The sequence below is a fragment of the Metabacillus endolithicus genome (assembly GCF_023078335.1).
Lineage (GTDB): Bacteria > Bacillota > Bacilli > Bacillales > Bacillaceae > Metabacillus > Metabacillus endolithicus.
Genome location: NZ_CP095550.1, coordinates 4,740,161 through 4,761,439 on the forward strand (window position 1 = coordinate 4,740,161; position 21,279 = coordinate 4,761,439).

14 protein-coding genes and 4 pseudogenes are annotated in these 21,279 nt (G+C 34.2%); 15 read left to right on the forward strand and 3 right to left on the reverse strand.

The features are described 5' to 3' along the window. Positions 1–76: 76 nt before the first annotated feature. The 3 genes from MVE64_RS24010 to ricA all read left to right on the forward strand — a co-directional run bounded on the left by MVE64_RS24010 (position 77) and on the right by ricA (position 4,380). Positions 77–2,236 carry a DNA topoisomerase III gene (locus MVE64_RS24010; RefSeq protein ID WP_247341792.1) on the forward strand — a complete coding sequence of 720 codons (2,160 nt, stop codon included), beginning with the start codon at positions 77–79 and terminating at the stop codon, positions 2,234–2,236. A gap of 178 nt (positions 2,237–2,414) precedes the next feature. Beyond that, the gene (gene miaB, locus MVE64_RS24015; protein ID WP_247341795.1) at positions 2,415–3,941 is read left to right on the forward strand and encodes a tRNA (N6-isopentenyl adenosine(37)-C2)-methylthiotransferase MiaB; all 1,527 of its coding nucleotides are present in this window, start codon (positions 2,415–2,417) and stop codon (positions 3,939–3,941) included. A 1-nt stretch (position 3,942) separates the two neighbouring features. Then, the gene (gene ricA, locus MVE64_RS24020) at positions 3,943–4,380 is read left to right on the forward strand and encodes a regulatory iron-sulfur-containing complex subunit RicA (protein WP_121661479.1); all 438 of its coding nucleotides are present in this window, start codon (positions 3,943–3,945) and stop codon (positions 4,378–4,380) included. Positions 4,381–4,420: 40 nt separating this feature from the next. Here the strand turns inward: ricA and MVE64_RS24025 are convergent, their stop codons facing one another. Next, entirely contained in the window at positions 4,421–5,653 is a 1,233-nt protein-coding gene (locus tag MVE64_RS24025) for a cation:proton antiporter (protein ID WP_247341798.1), read from the reverse strand. A gap of 337 nt (positions 5,654–5,990) precedes the next feature. On the opposite strand from MVE64_RS24025, the gene MVE64_RS24030 reads away from it, so the two are divergent. The 7 genes and pseudogenes from MVE64_RS24030 to MVE64_RS24060 all read left to right on the forward strand — a co-directional run bounded on the left by MVE64_RS24030 (position 5,991) and on the right by MVE64_RS24060 (position 14,690). Beyond that, positions 5,991–6,533, forward strand: a complete 543-nt coding sequence (locus tag MVE64_RS24030; protein ID WP_098797263.1) for an outer spore coat protein CotE — start codon at positions 5,991–5,993, stop codon at positions 6,531–6,533. 241 nt (positions 6,534–6,774) lie between these two features. Beyond that, a pseudogene (gene mutS, locus MVE64_RS24035) lies at positions 6,775–9,374 on the forward strand (DNA mismatch repair protein MutS). Positions 9,375–9,396: 22 nt separating this feature from the next. Further along, positions 9,397–11,293, forward strand: a pseudogene (gene mutL / locus MVE64_RS24040) (DNA mismatch repair endonuclease MutL). Between the two features lie 444 nt (positions 11,294–11,737). Beyond that, on the forward strand, positions 11,738–12,676 hold the full coding sequence (gene miaA / locus MVE64_RS24045; RefSeq protein ID WP_247341801.1) for a tRNA (adenosine(37)-N6)-dimethylallyltransferase MiaA: 939 nt from the start codon (positions 11,738–11,740) through the stop codon (positions 12,674–12,676). Positions 12,677–12,714: 38 nt separating this feature from the next. After that, positions 12,715–12,942: an RNA chaperone Hfq gene (gene hfq / locus MVE64_RS24050; protein ID WP_098797259.1), complete on the forward strand. Its 228-nt coding sequence runs from the start codon at positions 12,715–12,717 to the stop codon at positions 12,940–12,942. A 244-nt stretch (positions 12,943–13,186) separates the two neighbouring features. Continuing rightward, positions 13,187–14,150 (forward strand): annotated as a pseudogene (spoVK, locus tag MVE64_RS24055) (stage V sporulation protein K). Between the two features lie 198 nt (positions 14,151–14,348). Continuing rightward, complete coding sequence (locus MVE64_RS24060) at positions 14,349–14,690, forward strand: hypothetical protein (protein WP_247341803.1); 342 nt, start codon at positions 14,349–14,351, stop codon at positions 14,688–14,690. 149 nt (positions 14,691–14,839) lie between these two features. Here the strand turns inward: MVE64_RS24060 and MVE64_RS24065 are convergent, their stop codons facing one another. Then, positions 14,840–15,163, reverse strand: a complete 324-nt coding sequence (locus tag MVE64_RS24065; RefSeq protein ID WP_247341805.1) for a hypothetical protein — start codon at positions 15,161–15,163, stop codon at positions 14,840–14,842. 396 nt (positions 15,164–15,559) lie between these two features. On the opposite strand from MVE64_RS24065, the gene MVE64_RS24070 reads away from it, so the two are divergent. After that, entirely contained in the window at positions 15,560–15,898 is a 339-nt protein-coding gene (locus tag MVE64_RS24070; RefSeq protein ID WP_247341808.1) for a hypothetical protein, read from the forward strand. A 43-nt stretch (positions 15,899–15,941) separates the two neighbouring features. Here the strand turns inward: MVE64_RS24070 and MVE64_RS24075 are convergent. Further along, positions 15,942–16,569, reverse strand: a pseudogene (locus MVE64_RS24075) (trimeric intracellular cation channel family protein). 221 nt (positions 16,570–16,790) lie between these two features. Between MVE64_RS24075 and hflX the strand changes: the two are divergent. The 4 genes from hflX (at position 16,791) to glnA (ending at position 21,248) form a co-directional block, all read left to right on the forward strand. Continuing rightward, positions 16,791–18,074 carry a GTPase HflX gene (gene hflX, locus MVE64_RS24080; protein ID WP_247341811.1) on the forward strand — a complete coding sequence of 428 codons (1,284 nt, stop codon included), beginning with the start codon at positions 16,791–16,793 and terminating at the stop codon, positions 18,072–18,074. Beyond that, positions 18,067–19,341, forward strand: coding sequence for a methionine gamma-lyase family protein (locus MVE64_RS24085; RefSeq protein WP_247341814.1), 1,275 nt, complete (start codon positions 18,067–18,069; stop codon positions 19,339–19,341). Before hflX ends, MVE64_RS24085 begins: the two co-directional genes overlap by 8 nt. 107 nt (positions 19,342–19,448) lie before the next feature. After that, positions 19,449–19,850 carry a MerR family transcriptional regulator gene (locus MVE64_RS24090; RefSeq protein WP_247341816.1) on the forward strand — a complete coding sequence of 134 codons (402 nt, stop codon included), beginning with the start codon at positions 19,449–19,451 and terminating at the stop codon, positions 19,848–19,850. Positions 19,851–19,913: 63 nt separating this feature from the next. Beyond that, positions 19,914–21,248 carry a type I glutamate--ammonia ligase gene (gene glnA, locus MVE64_RS24095; RefSeq protein WP_247341819.1) on the forward strand — a complete coding sequence of 445 codons (1,335 nt, stop codon included), beginning with the start codon at positions 19,914–19,916 and terminating at the stop codon, positions 21,246–21,248. Positions 21,249–21,279 lie beyond the last annotated feature (31 nt).

Sequence of the window (21,279 nt, forward strand, 5' to 3'; positions counted from 1 at the left end):
GAAAGAAAGAAATGAAGTAAACTAGACTAAGAAGGAAATGTAATAATAATAGATTAAATATGCAAGGTGAGAAAAAATGAAAATAATTATAGCTGAAAAACCTGACCAGGCTTCCACCCTATGTGCACAATTTCAAAGAGTAAAGCGGGACGGTTATTTTGAGGTGAAACCTAATGAACTGTTTCCAGAAGGTGCTTTTTTCACGTGGTTTATAGGTCACCTAACGCAATTAAGTAATCCAGAAGCTTATAAACCAGAATGGAAAAAATGGTCTATTTCAATGCTGCCTATAATTCCAGAAAGGTTTCAATACGAAGTAACGAAATCAAAATCAAAACAGTTTTATATTATTAAACAGCTATTAAACAATCCAAACGTAACAGAAATTATTCATGCGGGTGATGCTGGACGTGAAGGGGAGTTAATTATCAGGAATATTATCCATTTATCAGGTGTGAAAAAGCCCATAAAAAGATTATGGATTTCCTCATTAACACCAGCCGCTATACAAACGGGATTTCGACAGTTATTAGACGATGAAAAAACAAAAAATCTCTTTTATGAGGCTTATTCGCGTGCCTGTGCAGATTGGCTCGTTGGAATGAATGCCTCTAGAATCTATTCTTTATTGCTAAAAGAACGTGGTATGAATGATGTATTTTCAGCGGGGAGAGTTCAGACTCCTACACTTGCACTGATTGTTAAAAGAGAAAAGGAAATTGATTCTTTTAATCCTGAACCATTTTGGGAGGTTATTGCAACATTTAACATTAACGGCAAGAAATATAAAGGGAAATGGCATAAAGATCAGCAAACACGTGTGATGGATAAGGAACTAGCAAATAAAATAGCGGCGTTTTGCACAGGAAAACCTGCTGAAATTAAAGATTTGATAACTGAAAGAAAAGAATATCAACCACCTATGCTTTTTAATTTGTCCTCTCTACAGGCAACAGCAAACAAAGCATTTAAGTTTTCACCTAAGAAAACATTAGATATTGTTCAATCACTCTATCAAAAGGGAATCGTTTCTTATCCACGAAGTGATTCAACGTATGTAACAGAGGGAGAGGCGGAACAATTTCCAGAGATTCTACAGAAGCTAAGAGGATTTGATCAATATAAAGAACTCTTTCCTTTGCCAGTTTCAACAATAGTAAAAAACCCTCGTTATGTGAACGAAAAAAAGGTAACTGATCACTACGCAATTATCCCAACTGAGCAAGTTAGGGACCCTAAAAAGCTTTCTTCTGATGAAGAAAAAATTTATGACATGATTGTGAGAAGACTAATAGCTGCCCATTATGAAAAGGCAATTTTTGATTATTCCACGTTAATAACCCTTGTTGATGGACGTGCAGAATTTATAACAAAAGGGAAGCAGCAAATTCAAGAAGGCTGGCGTAAAGTCATCTATCAAAATGACAAAGATAAGGATGAGCTTTTACCCAATCTCAAAAAGGGAGACTCCGGACATGTTGATAAGGTGGAAACAAAGGAAGGAAAAACCCAGCCACCAAAACGATATACAGAAGGACAATTAATTACCTTAATGAAAACTGCTGGTAAATATCTAGATAATGATGAACTTGAAAAAGTACTAAGTAAGGTAGAAGGCTTAGGAACTGAAGCAACAAGAGCAGGAATTATCACAATGCTAAAAGATCGTAAATATATCGATATAAAAAGAAATCAAGTATTTGCAACAGATAAAGCAAAAGTTCTTATTGAAGCAGTAGGAGATCATATTTTGGCTTCACCTGAAATGACAGCAAAATGGGAACAACGCTTATCAGAAATTGGAGAAGGTCAAGCATCTCCATCCGTTTTTATGGAGCAGACAAAAAAATTGTCAACTAAAATAGTATCGGATGCTATAGACATCTCTACAAGTTGGCGTTTTGAAGGTTTGAAAGTAGAATCAATTCAGAGAACATCTTCGAAATATTCTTTAGGAAAGAAAATAGGAAAATGTAAGTTCTGTGATGGAAATGTAGTTGACAAAGGAGAGTTCTACGGTTGTTCAAACTATAAAACAAATCAATGCAGATTTACAATTTCGAAAAAAATACTTGGTAAAAAAATCTCACAAACAAATGCTCAAAGATTGTTAAGTGAAGGTCAGTCCAATGTTATTAAAGGATTTAAAAAGGGTGATAAAACCTTTGATGCAAGGCTTGAATGGAAGGATAACAAAGTACAATTCCTTTTTGAAGATAATAATGTAAAAAAATAGATTCGCATTTTGTCGCAAAAACATGTACAATTCTTTACAGTATGGTTAAAAGATTGTGTTCTAACGCTATTATCGATATACTATTAAGTTGTATGTTTCTATATATTTTAAGTTAGTGAATGAAGAATTGCCTTTTTAAAAGATTATAATAAGCGCAATTTGAAAGGAGAATTGCATAATGAATGAACAACAGCGCAAGGAAAGTACTCAAGTAAACCCATCGGACAAAAAATCCGAAAAGGACTACAGCCAGTATTTCCAAGCCGTATATATGCCGCCTTCTCTAAAAGATGCGAAGAAGCGTGGAAAAGAAGATGTAAAATATGATGGATTTTCGATTCCAGAAGAATTTAAAGGAATGGGACAAGGCCGTAAGTTTTATATTCGCACATATGGGTGTCAGATGAATGAACATGACACAGAGGTAATGGCAGGGATTTTCATGGCATTGGGCTATGAGCCAACAGACGGTGTTGAAGATGCAAACGTGATTCTTCTAAACACATGTGCTATTCGTGAAAATGCAGAAAACAAAGTGTTTGGTGAATTAGGACACTTAAAAACATTAAAAAAAGAAAGACCAGATCTTTTATTAGGTGTTTGCGGCTGTATGTCACAAGAGGAATCGGTTGTGAATCGTATTCTTAAGGTACATCCTTTTGTTGATATGATTTTTGGCACACATAACATCCATCGTTTACCACAAATTTTGAATGAAGCTTATCTTTCAAAAGAAATGGTTGTTGAAGTATGGTCAAAAGAGGGAGATGTTATTGAAAATCTTCCAAAAGTTCGTAAAGGAAACATTAAGGCGTGGGTTAATATTATGTATGGTTGTGACAAGTTCTGTACGTATTGTATTGTTCCTTATACACGTGGTAAAGAACGCAGCCGTCGTCCTGAAGAAATTATCCAGGAAGTACGCCATTTAGCTGCACAAGGCTATAAAGAAATTACACTTCTTGGTCAAAATGTTAATGCGTACGGTAAGGATTTTGAGGATATCGAATATGGATTAGGCGATTTAATGGATGAAATTCATAAGATTGACATTCCTCGTATTCGCTTTACTACAAGTCACCCTCGTGACTTTGATGATCATTTAATTGAAGTGTTAGCTAAAGGTGGTAACCTTCTGGATCATATTCATTTACCGGTTCAATCAGGTAGCTCTGAAATATTAAAAATTATGGCTCGTAAATATTCACGTGAGAGCTATTTAGAGCTAGTTCGTAAAATTAAAGAAGCAATGCCTAACGCTTCTTTAACAACAGATATTATTGTTGGTTTCCCAAATGAAACGGAAGAACAATTCGAAGAAACACTTTCCCTTTACCGTGAGGTTGAATTTGATAGTGCTTATACGTTCATCTATTCCCCACGTGAAGGTACACCTGCAGCTAAAATGCAGGATAATGTACCAATGGAGGTTAAGAAAGAACGTCTCCAACGTTTAAACGCAGTTGTAAATGAAACTTCTGCTAAGAAATTAAAGGAATATGAAGGTCAGATTGTGAATGTTCTTGTTGAAGGTGAGAGTAAAAACAATCCAGAGGTTCTTGCAGGCTACACAGAAAAAAGTAAGCTTGTGAACTTTAGAGCACCAAAATCGGCAATTGGTAAAATTGTTAAAGTTAAGATTATAAAAGCTAAAACATGGACGCTAGATGGAGAAATGGTAGAAGAAGCGGTTGAGGTGAAATAATATGACAAAAGTATATACAAAAGACGATATCGTAGTAAAAGCTCGAGAACTTGCACAAATGATTTCAGAATCAAAAGAAGTTGATTTCTTTAAACGAGCGGAAGCTCAGCTAAATGAAAATCAAAAAGTTCGTGAGATGATCGCAAGTATTAAAAGCTTACAAAAACAAGCAGTTAATTTTCAACACTATGGTAAACATGAAGCATTAAAGCAAGTAGAAGAGAAAATTGACAAAATTCAAGGTGAACTTGATGAAATTCCAATTATCCAGGAATTTAAAGATTCACAAATTGAAGTAAACGACTTACTTCAACTAGTTTCTCATACAATTTCTAATAAAGTAACAAATGAAATCATTACTTCAACTGGTGGTGACCTTTTAGCAGGTGAAACTGGTTCGAAAGTAAGAAGCTCTAAAGGCGGCAGCAGCTGTTCATAATTTAAACTTTGGCAATCGGTTAAAAGAACCGATTGCCTTTTTATGTGTCTTTCCTTTGCGATGAAATCACTCCAAGTTTAACAATAAGAGGTTTGATGGATAGCCCTTGAATAAGTAAAGAAAAAAGCACAACACTAAAGGTTAATAATAGTACTGTTTCTTTGCCCTCGAAATCTGGTGAAAGACTTAAAGCTAATGCTATTGATAGACTTCCTTTTAATCCACCCCAATTAATTATATGTTTTTCTTTGCTTGATAAGCCCGATCTAAAAGCTGTACTAGTATAAACAGCTATTGCTCTGCCCACAATGACAATTATGATAGCTAAGAGTATCATTCCCCATTTCTGGCTAAAATCAATATTTCTTATTTCAAGGCCGATCATTAGAAAAATAAGTGAGTTTGCAATCTGGGTGATGCTGTCCCAAAATGTGTTAATATTTGTTTTCGTCTGTTCTGACATCCCAATTTTTGATCCATAGCTTCCAAAAACCAATCCTCCTACAACAACGGCAATAACTCCAGAAACATGAAAATGCTCTGCAATAAAATAACAACCAAAGAATAATAAAATTGAAAACGCCACTTCTAACGGATAATCATCAAAAGGCCTTAAAAATTGGCTGAATATAAAGCCTAATAATAAGCCGACAATTAATCCTCCAACACTAAATTTAAGGAATAATAGGATACCTGCACCAATGCCTGTAATGCCCATTTCTATATAGGATATTAAATAGATGGTTGAAATCTGAAATAGAACAACTGCAATTCCGTCATTTACTAAGGATTCACCTTCGATCGTAATTGCAAGGTTCTTTGGTACACCGAGAGTCTTAAAAATGGACAACACACTTATCGGATCAGTAGCACTCATTAATGCAGCGAATGTAAATGCTACAACTAAAGGTAAACCGATTATGTAGTATGAACCTAAACCAATTAATAAAAACGATAATAATGTCCCTGCAAATGCAAGAGCAAGGATTGGTTTTCGTTGGTTATTTATTAAAGAAAACTCTAGCTTTAACGTTGCATCTCCTAATAAGATAGGTAAAAACAATGAAATAATTATCGCTTGAAACACATTTGATTGTGTAATAAACTGCTCAGCTTCTTCGATAATTGGAATATCTGTTAGACCTAAGATAAGTCCAACAAGCACTAGAGCAATTGAATATGGCTGCTTTACAAGCTTCGCAATAGCTATTACGGCAATTGATATTGCAAGTAATATAAGAATTTGGATAAAAATTTCATTGAATAAGTGCATATCTTCCTCCGGTTTCACATAGATTTTTTTGAACGCTCAACTAAATAATGACTTTTTTACCTTTCCCGTTAAACACGGAAAAATAACATAGTTGAGAGTGAAGTCTAAATTTGTTTTACATGATAAAGGCATTGGAAAGAAACATAGGCAATTATTTTATGGCTTACACATGCACCTTTTTGCTTTTTTAGGCACATATTCTGTCATCCCAGCATACAATGTACTATACGTTACATGTATTGGCGTAACATGTCATAAATTCATTTAATTAATTAGCACATATGTTACTAGCCTAGCATAGGATTAAATGAAGATTCATTGAGGAGGGTATGCTCGAATGTCTGAATACAGAGAGATTATTACAAAAGCAGTTGTTGCAAAAGGACGTAAATTTTCACAATGTACACATACGATTTCACCATCGCAAAAACCTGCGAGCATTTTAGGTGGTTGGATTATTAACCATAACTATGATGCGCATAAGAAAGGTAAAACAGTTGAAGTTGAAGGTACTTATGATATTAATGTTTGGTATTCTTACAACGAAAACACAAAAACTGAAGTTGTTACAGAACGTGTAGATTATGTAGATGTGATTAAGCTTAGATATAAAGATGATAACTTTATTGATGATGAACATGAAGTAATTTGTAAGGCACTTCAACAACCAAACTGTTTAGAAGTAACAATTTCACCAAACGGAAATAAAATTATTGTTCAAGCGGAACGCGAACATCTTGCAGAGGTTATTGGTGAAACTAAAGTTTGTGTACACGTTAATCCAGAAGGCTGCGATGATGATGATTGTTGGGAAGAAGAATTAGAAGATGAGTTTGAAGACTTGAATCCTGAGTTTTTAGTTGGAGATGTAGAAGAGTAACTAGGGGGAAGCAACCTCCTAGTTTTTTTGTTTTCACTTGAGCTTTTAAAATTAGAACAATAAAAACCATAATATATTAATGGTTGTTACGAAAATTTCCAACCTCCTACTTTCACTAGAAATTGTCGATTTATGTTATAATGGAGGATATTGAAAAAAGGCTAATTTTCACCATAGATAAAGATTTTACGAATGGAAAATAACCTATATAGAACGTTAACAGTGGTATTGGAGGATAAACATGGCAACTTACACGCCAATGATACAGCAATATTTAAAGATTAAGGCAGATTATCAAGATGCCTTTTTATTTTTCCGTTTAGGAGATTTTTATGAAATGTTTTTTCAAGATGCTGTTAAGGCATCACAGGAATTAGAAATTACTTTAACAAGCCGTGATGGAGGCGGAGAAGAAAGAATACCAATGTGTGGGGTTCCTTATCATTCTGCTCCTAACTATATCGAACAATTAATTACAAAAGGTTATAAGGTTGCTATTTGCGAGCAAACCGAAGATCCGAAGCAGGCAAAAGGTGTAGTTAGAAGAGAAGTTGTTCAACTTATTACACCAGGTACTGTAATGGATGGAAAAGGAATTCAAGAAAAAGAGAACAATTATATTGCTTCCATAACTGAATTTGATTCTCAATTTGGTTTGGCATTAAGTGATTTAACAACGGGTGAAAACCTTGTTGCATATTGTTCAAGTTTTGATGATTTATTAAACGAAATCTATTCTGTAGGTGCAAAAGAAATTGTGATTTTAAGTGATTTTCAAGAAAACTGGAAAAAGCAGCTTATAGATCGATGTCAAGCAACTTTATCCTATCAAAAAGAATCATCAATTTCAGAACAGTTTTCTTCACTGGTTGAAGAAATAAATGATGAACGGCTAGTTACAACATTTGGTAGACTATTATCCTATTTAGAACGGACTCAAAAACGTAGTTTAGATCACTTGCAAAAACTAAAAGTGTACTATCTTCATGATGCGATGAAGATCGACTTTTTTCAAAAAGAAATCTTGAACTAACAGAAACAATTCGTTCAAAAGGGAAAAAAGGCTCGCTTTTATGGTTGTTAGATGAAACAAAGACGGCAATGGGTGGAAGACTCTTAAAACAATGGGTAGACAAGCCACTTGTAGATAAGGTGAAAATTGAAAAGCGATTGTCAATGGTTGAAACTTTAATGGAACACTTTTTCGAACGAGAAAACCTAAGGCAATTATTAAAGGAAGTATATGATTTAGAGCGCCTAGCTGGTCGAGTAGCGTTTGGTAATGTAAATGCAAGAGACCTTATTCAACTTAAAAAATCGTTACAGCAGGTTCCAGCAATAGAAAGTCTATGTCAATCTTTACAAAGTGAGACATTTTCTGTAGAAAGGTTAGATTCTTGTGAGGATTTAACAAATTTATTAGAACGTTCGATAATTGAAAACCCACCTTTATCCGTTAAGGAAGGGAACATTATAAACGATGGTTATAACGATCAATTAGATCAGTATCGTGATGCCAGCCGAAATGGAAAAACCTGGATTGCTCAGCTTGAACAGCAAGAGCGTCAAAAAACAGGAATTAAGTCACTGAAGATTGGCTATAACAAAGTTTTTGGCTATTATATTGAAGTAACCAGAGCAAACCTTCACCTTTTAGAAGAAGGCATGTATGAGCGTAAGCAAACATTGTCTAATGCTGAACGCTTTATTACTCCTGCTCTAAAAGAAAAAGAGTCACTAATCTTAGAAGCAGAAGAAAAAATTGTAGAATTAGAATATCAATTATTTGTTGAGATTAGAGAAAAAATCAAGCAATATATCCCTAGATTACAAGGTTTAGCTAAACGTCTCAGTGAATTAGATGTACTTCAGTGTTTTGCAACTGTAAGTGAAAATCGTCACTATTGCAAGCCTGCATTTTCTTTATATAATGAACTATTTATTAAGAATGGTCGTCATCCAGTTGTAGAGAAAGTAATGGATACTCAGGAATACGTAGCAAATGATTGTTATTTTAACAATGAACGACATATGCTGCTTATCACAGGACCAAATATGTCAGGAAAAAGCACGTATATGCGTCAAATAGCTTTAACGTCAATACTAGCTCAAATAGGTTGCTATGTACCTGCTTCAGAAGCTGTTTTACCTATATTTGATCAAATTTTCACGAGAATTGGTGCAGCTGATGACCTCATATCAGGTCAAAGTACGTTTATGGTAGAAATGCTTGAAGCTAAAAATGCCATTGCTCATGCTACTTCTCAAAGCTTAATATTGTTTGATGAAATCGGCAGAGGAACCTCAACTTATGATGGTATGGCTCTAGCACAAGCTATTATTGAACATATTCATGAAAAAATAGGCGCTAAAACATTATTCTCAACACACTATCATGAACTAACAGTTCTCGAAGAACAATTACAATCGTTAAAAAATATTCATGTAAAAGCCATTGAGGAAAATGGAAAAGTTGTGTTTTTACACAAAATTGAAGAAGGTGCAGCAGATAAAAGTTATGGAATACATGTAGCAGAACTTGCTGAACTCCCAAAATCTTTAATTGTACGTGCGAAAGAAATATTGAAGGATTTAGAAAAAGACAGTAAAGGGACAAGTTCTGTCACATCAAAGAAGAGTGAAAGGGTAAAAGAAGAATCTTTTATAGACTCTCAGCTTTCTCTGTTCCCGGATCATGGGCAACAGCCTTCGACTAAAGTACCAACTCTATCTAAAAAAGAACAAAATGTTGTTGATCAATTAAAATCTATGAATCTTTTAGAAATGACTCCTCTTGATGCAATCAATGCACTATATCAATTGCAGAAAAAGGTGAAATAAAAGCAAGAAGGCGGTGAGATAATTGGGGAAAATAATTCGCCTGGATGATATGTTATCAAATAAAATTGCAGCAGGAGAGGTCGTTGAACGACCTGCTTCTGTTGTGAAAGAGTTATTAGAAAATGCGGTAGATGCAAACAGTACGATTGTAGAAATTGATATTGAGGAAGCTGGTTTAGGTAAAATTAGAATTGTTGATAATGGTGATGGAATTGAACCTGATGATTGTTTAAATGCTTTCCACCGTCATGCCACAAGTAAAATTAAAGATGAAAATGATCTTTTTCGGATTCGAACTCTCGGCTTTAGAGGAGAAGCGCTTCCAAGTATTGCTTCTGTTTCTTTACTTGATATGAAAACAAGTACAGGGGAAGGAGCTGGGACAAATCTAATTTTATCTGGTGGGAAAATTGAAAAACATGAATCAACCTCAAGTCGAAAAGGAACAGATATCACGGTTAGAAATCTCTTTTTCAATACACCAGCCAGGTTGAAATACATGAAAACTGTTCACACGGAATTAGGAAACATTACGGACATTGTAAACCGTATTGCACTTGCACATCCAGAGGTGTCCATACGCTTAGTTCATAATGGTAAGAAGCTTCTTCATACAAATGGAAATGGAGATGTTCGTCAGGTATTGGCTTCAATCTATGGACTTTCCATTGCGAAAAAAATGAAAAAGTTAACGTTAGAGTCTTTAGATTTTGAAATAAATGGCTATGTTGCTTTACCTGAAATAACAAGAGCCTCCCGAAACTATATATCAACGATCATTAATGGGCGATTTATTAAAAATTATTCCCTTGTTAAGGCCATTCAGCAAGGATATCATACATTGCTCCCAATAGGACGCTTTCCCATTGTATTCTTAGAAATAAAAATGGATCCGTTATTAGTTGATGTGAATGTTCATCCTTCTAAGCTTGAGGTGAGGTTAAGTAAGGAAGCAGAACTAAATGAACTGATTACAAATGGAATAAAAGATGTCTTTAAACAACAGCAACTTATACCATCTGTAGAATCTCCAAAAATGACGAAAGTAAAGTCGGATGATGAGCAGCAACAATTTACCTTTGATCATAGTAGAGAGGATGTTAATGAAAAGCCTCAGCATTTCAACAAACATCCTTAACTCAGAGAACACCAATATTAGAGGAAAAAGAACAACAGCTTTATAATAAAATAGAGATTAGCTGGCAACATCAGGATCAAATAGATGAAGAATTTCATCATGAAACTGAAACAGTGGCAGTTCATCATGAAGAAGAGGTTTTTGAAGAGAACCTGTCTTATGATGATAAACAGAATCAACAACCACTATTACAAGAAGAAAGAGTACCTGTTTTATACCCAATTGGTCAAATGCATGGAACATATATATTATTTCAAAATGATAGAGGCTATTTATCATAGATCAACATGCTGCACAAGAGCGGATTAAGTATGAATACTTTAAAGAAAAAGTCGGAGAGGTTCACTCGGAGGTTCAAGAGCTTTTGGTGCCTCTAACATTTGAATACTCAACTAATGAGACAATGATTATTGAAGAACATTTAAATGCATTAGCACAAGTGGGGATTTTTCTTGAGCCTTTTGGTCGTAATAGTTACATTGTACGCTCTCATCCACAGTGGTTTCCTAGAGATGAAGAAAAGAGTACGATCGAGGAAATCATTCAGCAGGTACTCGATGATAAGAAGATAAATATTAAGAAACTTCGTGAAGAAGCAGCGATTATGATGAGTTGCAAAGCTTCCATCAAAGCGAACCATCACTTGCGGAACGATGAGATTTTTGCATTACTTGAAACGTTAAGAAAAACTACTGATCCATTTACTTGTCCACATGGAAGGCCGATTATTGTTCATTACTCGACTTATGAAATGGAGAAGATGTTTAAGAGAGTAATGTGAAAAAACAGAAGTATTAAATCAGAACAACAGTCCTCTTTTTTGAGGCTTTTTTAATTTTAGTGAAAGACTTCTAAAAATGTAAAAAGCTATAAAACCATATTTTTCGAAACCGGTATTACTTTTCGAGATTCTTTATCGCATCTCACTTTTTACATAGATTAATGTGAAATTCTAGTTTTTAAAATAATCTAGATTTTCACTTTGTTTGTATTGATTTTAACTTAAAATGAAAAATAATAATGTTATGTAAACTGAAAATGTAAAGGTTTCTTCCTGAAAATTTTATATAAAATTGCTGTTTATAACGTTTATTACCCAGTTTGAAAAAATAATAATAGAATGTTTACAATTATATTAAAAAGGAAACAATAATCTGGTGTTCATATCGTACACATGATAAGATGATGAACGTAGAATCTATTTGATGTGAAAGAGTGGTTGTGTTTGAATAGAAAGAAAATCATCGTCATCATTGGTCCAACAGCAGTTGGAAAAACGAAACTTAGCATTGACCTTGCCCACCGGTTAGATGGTGAAATTATTAGCGGTGATTCAATGCAAATTTATAAAGGCATGGACATAGGAACAGCCAAAATTAGCGCAGATGAGATGGAGGGTATTCCTCATCATCTTATAGATATTAAAAATCCGGATGACGATTTTTCAGTAGCGGAATTTCAAGGAAAAGTTAGACCCTTAATTGATGACATTACAAGAGAAAACAAAATGCCAATGATTGTTGGAGGGACAGGCTTATATATACAATCTGTTTTATATGATTATCAGTTTACTGAATCTCCATCAGATCCTGAATTTAGGAAGAAGCTTGAAGAATCCCTAAAAATTAATGGTGAACATGCCATACATCAATTATTAGTTGATGTTGATCCGGAGTCTGCTAGTAAAATCCATCCAAATAATACAAGAAGAGTTATTAGAGCCTTAGAAATTTTTCATTGTACCGGTGTGACAATGGCAGAGCATCTGAAACAACAGGAAAGCCAACTTTTGTATGATGTAGCCTTAGTTGGTTTAACGATGGACAGAGATATTTTATATGCCAGGATTAACGAGCGTGTTGATTCTATGATCAAACAAGGACTCATTGAGGAAGTAAAGAAGCTGTATGATATTGGCATACGTGATACACAGGCAATAAAAGCAATAGGCTACAAAGAAATTTATGACTACCTTGATGGTTTAACATCACTTGAAGATGCAATAATCCAATTAAAGCAGAATTCAAGAAGATATGCTAAACGTCAGTTAACATGGTTTCGAAATAAAATGGATGTTAAATGGTTTAATATGACCCCACCTATAAATCATGAACAAAAGCTGGATGAAATTTTTACATACATAGCAGGAAAGCTGAAACTTTAATCGAATTAAAAGGTATAGATAAAAGAGGAGGACGAAACATGAAGCAATCAATCAATATTCAAGATCAATTTCTTAATCAACTTCGTAAGGATGGAACTTTTGTAACTGTTTTTTTATTAAATGGATTCCAATTAAGAGGCCTTGTTAAGGGCTTTGATAACTTTACAGTATTGTTAGAAACAGAGGGTAAGCAACAGCTTATTTACAAACATGCTATTTCAACATTTTCACCACAAAAAAACATACAAATAGAACTAGAGCAATAAAAGTAAGGGAGTTGATGAAAAACATCAACTCCCTTTATTTTTTGAAATTTATCATTTAAATAGATCTCAAGGTTTTAATTTATGGAAAACTGAATATAGATAAAGGAATGGATATTTCTTGGGAAAGCGCAGAAACCAACAAAATTCCTCCTTTTTTGCGTTTGCCGTTTGGACAATTTCATTCCATAGTCAAATTTTTAAAAAGCTCACGTATACTAAGTAACAGATAGTGAGGTGAAGGTCTTTGGAACGTGATCAAGCATTCACATATAAAACAAATGGACAAATAAATATAATTTTAAACAATCAATCTAAAGAAAAAGTGGAAGTCAGCTCCTCTTCATATGACTTAAAAATTCCTAAGGTAGAGGTCAAGCACGCGATTTTAAAGGAAATTGAGGAAGAAATGGGGCTCGCTTGTCGGGATGAATGAAATGAAGAGAATGATAAAAGAAATTTACGCTTGGATTTTTATAAATAAAAAGCGTGAAGAACAGGGGTTAAAAGTAGGAAAGCAAGCACTTCACATGATGTTTAAAGGAAATCCTGGTACAGGAAAAACAACTGTTGCAAGATTAGTTGGAAAACTATTTTTTCAAATGAATGTTTTATCAAAAGGACATCTTATTGAAGCAGAAAGGGCAGATCTTGTCGGAGAATATATCGGGCATACTGCACAAAAAACTCGGGATTTAATTAAGAAAGCACTTGGTGGGATATTATTTATTGATGAAGCCTATTCTCTTGCTAGAGGAGGAGAAAAAGACTTTGGTAAGGAAGCAATTGATACATTGGTCAAACATATGGAAGATAAGCAGCATGATTTTGTATTAATCTTAGCCGGATACCCACGTGAAATGGAAAACTTTTTGTCTTTGAACCCAGGACTTTTATCAAGGTTTCCACTTGTTGTAGATTTTCCTGATTATTCTGTTGACGACTTAATGGATATTTCGGAACTTATGATGACAGAACGAGAATACAGATTTCACCAAGATGCAGAAATCAAACTCAAAGAACATTTAATGGCTGTTAAAACGGAAACACATCCATCAAAGTTTAGTAATGGTCGCTACGTTCGGAACATAATTGAAAAGTCTATCCGTTCACAAGCGATGAGGTTATTATTAACGGACAGATATAATCGAGAAGATCTTTTAACAATAAAAAGTCAAGATTTGGTATTAAATGAACATAAAAGTAATTGAGGTTAAAGTTGTTTTTTATTGAGATCGACTTTCAAGGCATTGTCCCCATTTTAATTAACTGGGGGCTTTTGTTCTTAATAATATTTTTAAGAGGCGCTAGCCGTTCTTTTTTTATATTTTTATCATACATCATATATCAGGTTACTATTTGCACTGTCTGTTCAATTGCGGGACAGTTTTTTCGATATGGAGGTAATGATGAAAATAAAACTAATTCTTTTACTCGTTTTAACAGGAGTCCTATTAGGGATTTGTATTGTCTTGATTAAGCCGGACGCCGGAGGAACATCTATAGAAGTAACAACAAGTGAAATCAAAGAAGATTATAAAACATTCACTTATGTTATTACAAAAGTTGATGGTAATGAATATCATGGACAATCAACAGATGGAAAAACTAAAATACAATTTAATAGCGAGAATATTAAACATCCTTTAACAGAAAAACTTGAAGTGAAAGATAAGATTGTGGCTTATGTAGAATCTGAAAATCATATTAATGGGATTGTTAAAATCGAAAAAATTGAAAATGAAAAATAGACATTTTCGATTTCTAAAACAAAAAAGGTACTTGCACAGTACCATTCAATAAACAAATATATTTACGATAGTCAATTGATGACTATCGTTTTGTGTTTTCCTTAAGTTGCTAATTCCATTGTGATTAAAGAACATGATATTAATATATTTTATTTCTCATAAGGTTCATATTTACGATCAGGTACAGCTTCTTCAGAGAATGTGGTTGTTGTTTCTTCGGATTGATTTAAGTTATTTTTAGTTGGCTGTAGGTTTGTCATAACAGAAGGGGTTATGGGATTGTCTGTTTTTTTATTAAAAAATCCTTTTCCATTTTCAGGATTTGAAATAATTCCCAATGTAACAAGAATACCTAAAACAGATGTGACATAAGTTTCCCAACTTGTTAGATCAATTTGTAGGCCTAAATCTTTAAATACCATATATAAAAGAGAAGCAATAGATGTCCATAAACCATAATTTCTCCATTTCATTATAATCACACCTTTCTTTTTGTAGCTATCATATAAAGTATTCTTGATTAATCAATCGGTGAGGGCATTCAGGATATTTAGGAGAAAGGAATTAATAAATAAAAATTGATTTCAGAAACCTTAACATGTATTGCCTCTAAATTAACTGAATAAAAATAAGTTAGAGTTTGTAGTGAATGTGAAAAATAATCATTATAATTCTTATAGACAATAAAAAGTTCTTAACCATAACTTTCAGGTTCATTATGAATTAATTTGTATAAATATAGAGTCATATAAATTTAGCATTAAACCAGTAATATTCAATCGAAAAAAGCTATAAAAAACAACTTTGGAAACGCTTTCAATAATACCCTCTAAATGTTAGAATACAAACTATAAGAGGGAGTGATTAGGATGTGTGATAACAAATTATTTTTAGAACAGCTAAAATACCTTGTTGAAAATAACTTGTCACTTAACGAATCTGTCATTAATCAATTGGTGGAAAAATACGATAAAAATCCATTTTTAACAGTTCAACTATATCAAATAATTAAAAATAACGAAGCCATTTTACCATTCTTCCAAGATATTGAATCCGCAATTTATGATTATATTGTTAACGAAGAAATGACTAACGAAAAAACCTATTATGGAGCAACGTTATATGTTGCAGATATGTTTGATACAACCCATACTTATATAAAATGTAAAGTTAGTCGATCAAGAGAAGAACTTCAGGAAATCAGCTGAAATTTAAAAAAGGCAACTCCATTATAGTTGCCTTTTTCTATATTTATCCTGAGATTGATTCATTCTTTGTTGATGGTTTGAAACTTCGGTTTGGCAAACGCCACTTATATGTATAAGACAGAACTCTAAGTAATACAATTAATCCAAAAAGAATATAAAGTTCGAAAGGCTCGTTAACAAGCTTAAAGCCAATTAAAAATCCAGCAATAATTGCCCAAAAGGCATAAATTTCTGCACGAAGTACTAGTGGCTTACGTCCTGCAAGGATGTCTCTGACAATTCCTCCACCACTACCTGTTAATACTGCTGCAACGATTACTGCACTAATAGGGTGATTCATGTTAACAGCATATAAAGCACCTTGTATGGCGAATGCGGAAAGACCGATTGCGTCAGTAAAATTCCCCCATTTTTCCCAATGTTGTAATAATCGATTAGGAAATAAAAACAATCGTCATAGCAAAAAGGGCTACCTGAAAAAGCACTCCTTGTTCCCATAAGGCACTGACTGGGACACCAATAAGTAAATTTCGAATTGCACCACCGCCAAATGCCGTGACAATACCTAAAATATATACTCCTAATATATCATACTCTTCTTCCATTGCTACAATTGCACCGCTAATTGCAAAAGCAATTGTTCCAATAATACTTAAAACGTCCCAAGTCAAAATAATTCCCCCAGTTGTATTAATTCAGCCGAAATAATTGTATATGTAACCTACATAAAGGTCAATTCTATTTTTTAGTATTCTGCTTGCGTGCAAGGTGGAAAAGAATATTATAGGTCCAAAACTGTTTATACTAGGTCTATAACAGAAATAATTAGAGAATTACAGTAATGTTTGATATGATTAAAATGCTAAAAACAGCGTAAGGGAAGGGTTTTTTATTGAATAATACATTGGATGTACTAAAAGAAAAGGTAATATTAGTTGGTTGTCAGCTTCAAACAATACTTGACGAACATTTCCATTATTCAATGGAGGAGTTAGCTTCATTAACGAAAACAGCTAATGGTGAAGTAATTAGCCAAATGACACAGAAAAGGGAGAGGCCACATCCCGCTACATACATAGGTAAAGGAAAAGTAGATGAATTATTGAGTTTAGTTGAGGAATATAGTCCAGATATTGTTGTTTTTAATGATGAGTTATCACCAAGTCAATTAAGAAATTTATCATCAATAGTAGATGTGCGAATTATAGATCGTACTCAACTGATTTTAGATATATTTGCTCAACGTGCTAAATCAAAAGAAGGTAAGCTTCAGGTAGAGCTTGCACAACTACAATACTTGCTCCCGAGATTAACTGGACAAGGTATTGCTTTATCACGTCAAGGGGGAGGTATTGGTACAAGAGGACCAGGGGAGACTCAATTAGAGACAGATCGTCGTCACATTCGAAATCGTATTAATGAAATAAAACAGCAGTTATCAACTGTAGTTAGACACAGAAGCAGATATCGTGAACGTCGTAAGAAAAACCAAGCTTTTCAAATTGCTTTGGTAGGATATACAAATGCAGGGAAATCAACGATATTTAATCGATTAACAACAGCAGGTACATTTGAAGAAGATTTATTATTTGCAACATTAGATCCTATGACAAGAAAAGTATTATTACCATCAACATATCAAGCTCTAATCACAGATACTGTGGGTTTCATTCAAGATTTACCGACAACCCTTGTGGCAGCGTTTCGATCCACACTTGAAGAAGTAAAAGAAGCCGATCTTATTCTTCATGTTGTTGACAGCTCGAATGAAGACTACGCAAATCATGAAAAGACTGTATATAAGCTTCTTGAACAATTGGATGTAACTGATATACCAATTTTGACCGTTTATAATAAAAAAGATCAGACTCCGGAATCATTCGTACCATCCCCGACGGAGGATTATTTAACAATTACTGCTTTTTCTGAAGAAGATTTAAAAATGTTGATGAATAAGGTGGAGAAAATTGCAAAAAAAGAAATGAAACATTATTCCATCCAACTACCGGCAAATGAAGGTAGATTAATTTCGCAATTGAAAACTGAATCTCTTATTGAACACTTAGAATTTATAGAAGAGAAAGAAATGTATGAAATTGAAGGGTTTGTTCTCCCGACACATGCTATAAATGGACAGCTAGATAGGTATAACGGAGAGGGTAATAAACATGTTTAAGTTATTAAAAAACGGGGCAGTTATTGCCCCAATTGTTGAAAATGCTGAACAAAAAATATCTAAGATTCATGACCAAATTGATTTTATCAGTGAGGTAAACCAATTTAAGGTGCTAAAAAGCTTTCAGAAGCATCGAATTAGTGACTCTCACTTTATTCCATCTACAGGTTATGGATATGATGATATTGGTAGAGACACCTTAGAAAAAGTGTATGCAGATGTGTTTGGAGGGGAGGCTGGCTTAGTAAGATCACAAATTATCTCTGGAACGCATGCTATTTCAATCGCTCTTTTCGGAGTTTTAAGACCAGGCGATGAACTTCTATATATAACAGGAAAACCGTATGATACACTCGAAGAAATAGTAGGTATTAGAGGTAGCGGTATTGGCTCACTTAAAGAATTTAATATAGATTACAATACTGTGGACCTTAACGGAGATGGTACTGTAAATTTTGAAGCTGTAAAAAACGCCATTTCACCTAAAACAAAAATGATTGGTATTCAACGATCTAAAGGGTATGCAACAAGGCCTTCATTTACAATATCAGATATTAAAGAAATGATAAATTTTGTTAAATCTCTTAAAGAAGATATTGTCATTTTCGTTGATAACTGCTATGGTGAATTTGTGGAAGAATTGGAGCCATGTCATATTGGAGCTGACCTGATTGCAGGGTCATTAATTAAAAATCCTGGCGGTGGACTTGCGAAAACAGGAGGCTATTTAGTTGGCAAAAAAGAACTTATAGAGGCGTGTTCGTACAGAATGACTTCACCTGGTATTGGAGCAGAGGCTGGTGCTTCACTATACAGCCTTCAGGAAATGTACCAAGGGTTCTTTTTGGCACCACATGTTGTGGGCCAAGCGTTAAAAGGTGCAGTATTTACTTCAGCATTTTTAGAAGAAATTGGTTTGAAAACAAGTCCTAAGTGGAACAGTATAAGAACTGATTTGATTCAATCTGTACAATTTGACGACCCAAACCTGATGGTTGCTTTTTGCCAAGCAATTCAGTACGCCTCACCAATAAATTCCCATGTTACACCATATCCTAACTATATGCCTGGATATGAAGATGATGTCATTATGGCAGCAGGTACTTTTGTTCAAGGAGCCAGCATTGAACTTACCGCAGATGGGCCACTAAGAGAGCCGTACGTTGCATACGTTCAAGGTGGACTAACATACACGCATGTAAAAATAGCTGTTTGTAGTGCTGTTGATTCTCTAATTGAGCAAAAGCTAATTTCAATAGATAGATAATTACTATATAGAAAGTAATTCTCCTATGTTATGTAACCTTACACATAATTGACACATAATATTACATAAGTTATAATAAGATTAGTTAATTAAAAGGAGCGAATAACATGAGTGATAACATACGACGCTCAATGCCCCTATTTCCTATCGGAATTGTTATGCAGCTCACAGATCTGTCTGCAAGACAAATTCGTTATTATGAAGAGAATGAACTTATTTTTCCAGCTCGAACTGAAAGCAACAGAAGATTGTTTTCGTTTAATGATGTTGACAAGTTATTGGAGATTCGTAATTTAATTGAACAAGGTGTCAACTTGGCTGGAATTAAAGAGATTTTCTCGCGTAAAAGTACACATAATGAAGAGAAAGAAGAGCAACATAAAACTGTTGAAAAGCCTGATTTGAGTGATGCTGAATTACGTAAGCTCTTAAAATCTGAGCTTATGCAGGCAGGACGCTTTAATCGTCCAACATTAAGGCAAGGGGACATGACAAGGTTCTTTCATTGATCTGGTTAGTATTAAATTAAATTGAATATAAAACTTTTTTGAAATAGGAGAGGAGATTTTCAAGTGGCTAAATATTCAAGAGAAGATATTGTAAGTTTAGTAAAAGAAAACAATGTAAAATATATCCGTCTACAATTCACAGATATTTTGGGAACTATTAAAAACGTAGAGATTCCTGTAAGCCAATTAGATAAAGCTCTTGATAATAAAATGATGTTCGATGGATCTTCAATTGAAGGTTTCGTTCGAATCGAAGAGTCTGATATGTACTTATATCCTGATATTGATACATTCGTTATCTTCCCTTGGACAGCAGAAAAAGGAAAGGTTGCACGATTCATCTGTGATATTTATAATCCAGATGGCACTCCATTTGCTGGTGATCCACGTAATAACCTACGACGTCTTCTTTCTGAGATGGAAGAACTAGGGTTTACAGATTTCAATTTAGGGCCTGAGCCAGAATTCTTCTTATTTAAATTAGACGAAAAAGGCGAACCAACATTAGAATTAAATGATAATGGTGGATATTTCGACTTAGCACCAACTGACTTAGGTGAAAACTGCCGCCGTGATATCGTTCTAGAACTTGAAGAAATGGGATTTGAAATCGAGGCATCTCACCATGAGGTAGCTCCTGGTCAGCATGAAATTGATTTTAAATATGCTTCTGCAATTAAAGCATGTGACGATATTCAAACATTTAAATTAGTTGTTAAAACAATTGCACGCAAGCATGGATTACATGCTACATTTATGCCAAAACCATTGTTTGGTGTAAACGGATCTGGTATGCACTGTAACTTATCATTATTTAGTAATGGTGAGAATGCATTCTTAGATACAAACGCTGAACTGCAATTAAGTGATACTGCTAGACAATTTATTGCTGGTGTAATCAAACATGCCCCTGCATTTACAGCAGTAACAAACCCAACTGTAAACTCTTATAAACGACTTGTACCAGGTTATGAGGCACCATGTTATGTGGCTTGGTCTGCACAAAACAGAAGTCCGTTAATTCGTATCCCTGCTTCACGTGGGTTAAGTACACGTATAGAAGTACGCAGTGTTGACCCTGCAGCAAATCCGTACCTAGCTATGAGTGTTCTTTTAGCTGCGGGTCTTGATGGTATTAAAAATAAGCTTCAAGCTCCAAAACCTATTGATCGTAACATTTATGTTATGTCAAAGGAAGAGCGTGTTGAAAATGGTATCGTAGACCTACCAGCAACATTAGCTCAAGCTCTAGACTTATTAAAAGCTGATAGCACAATGAAGCATGCTTTAGGTGAACATTTATTTGAGCACTTTATTGAAGCAAAAGAAATAGAGTGGGATATGTTCCGTACTCAAGTACATCCATGGGAAAGAGAACAATACATGTCAATGTATTAATAGAAAAAAACTTAACACAAATTTGTGTTAA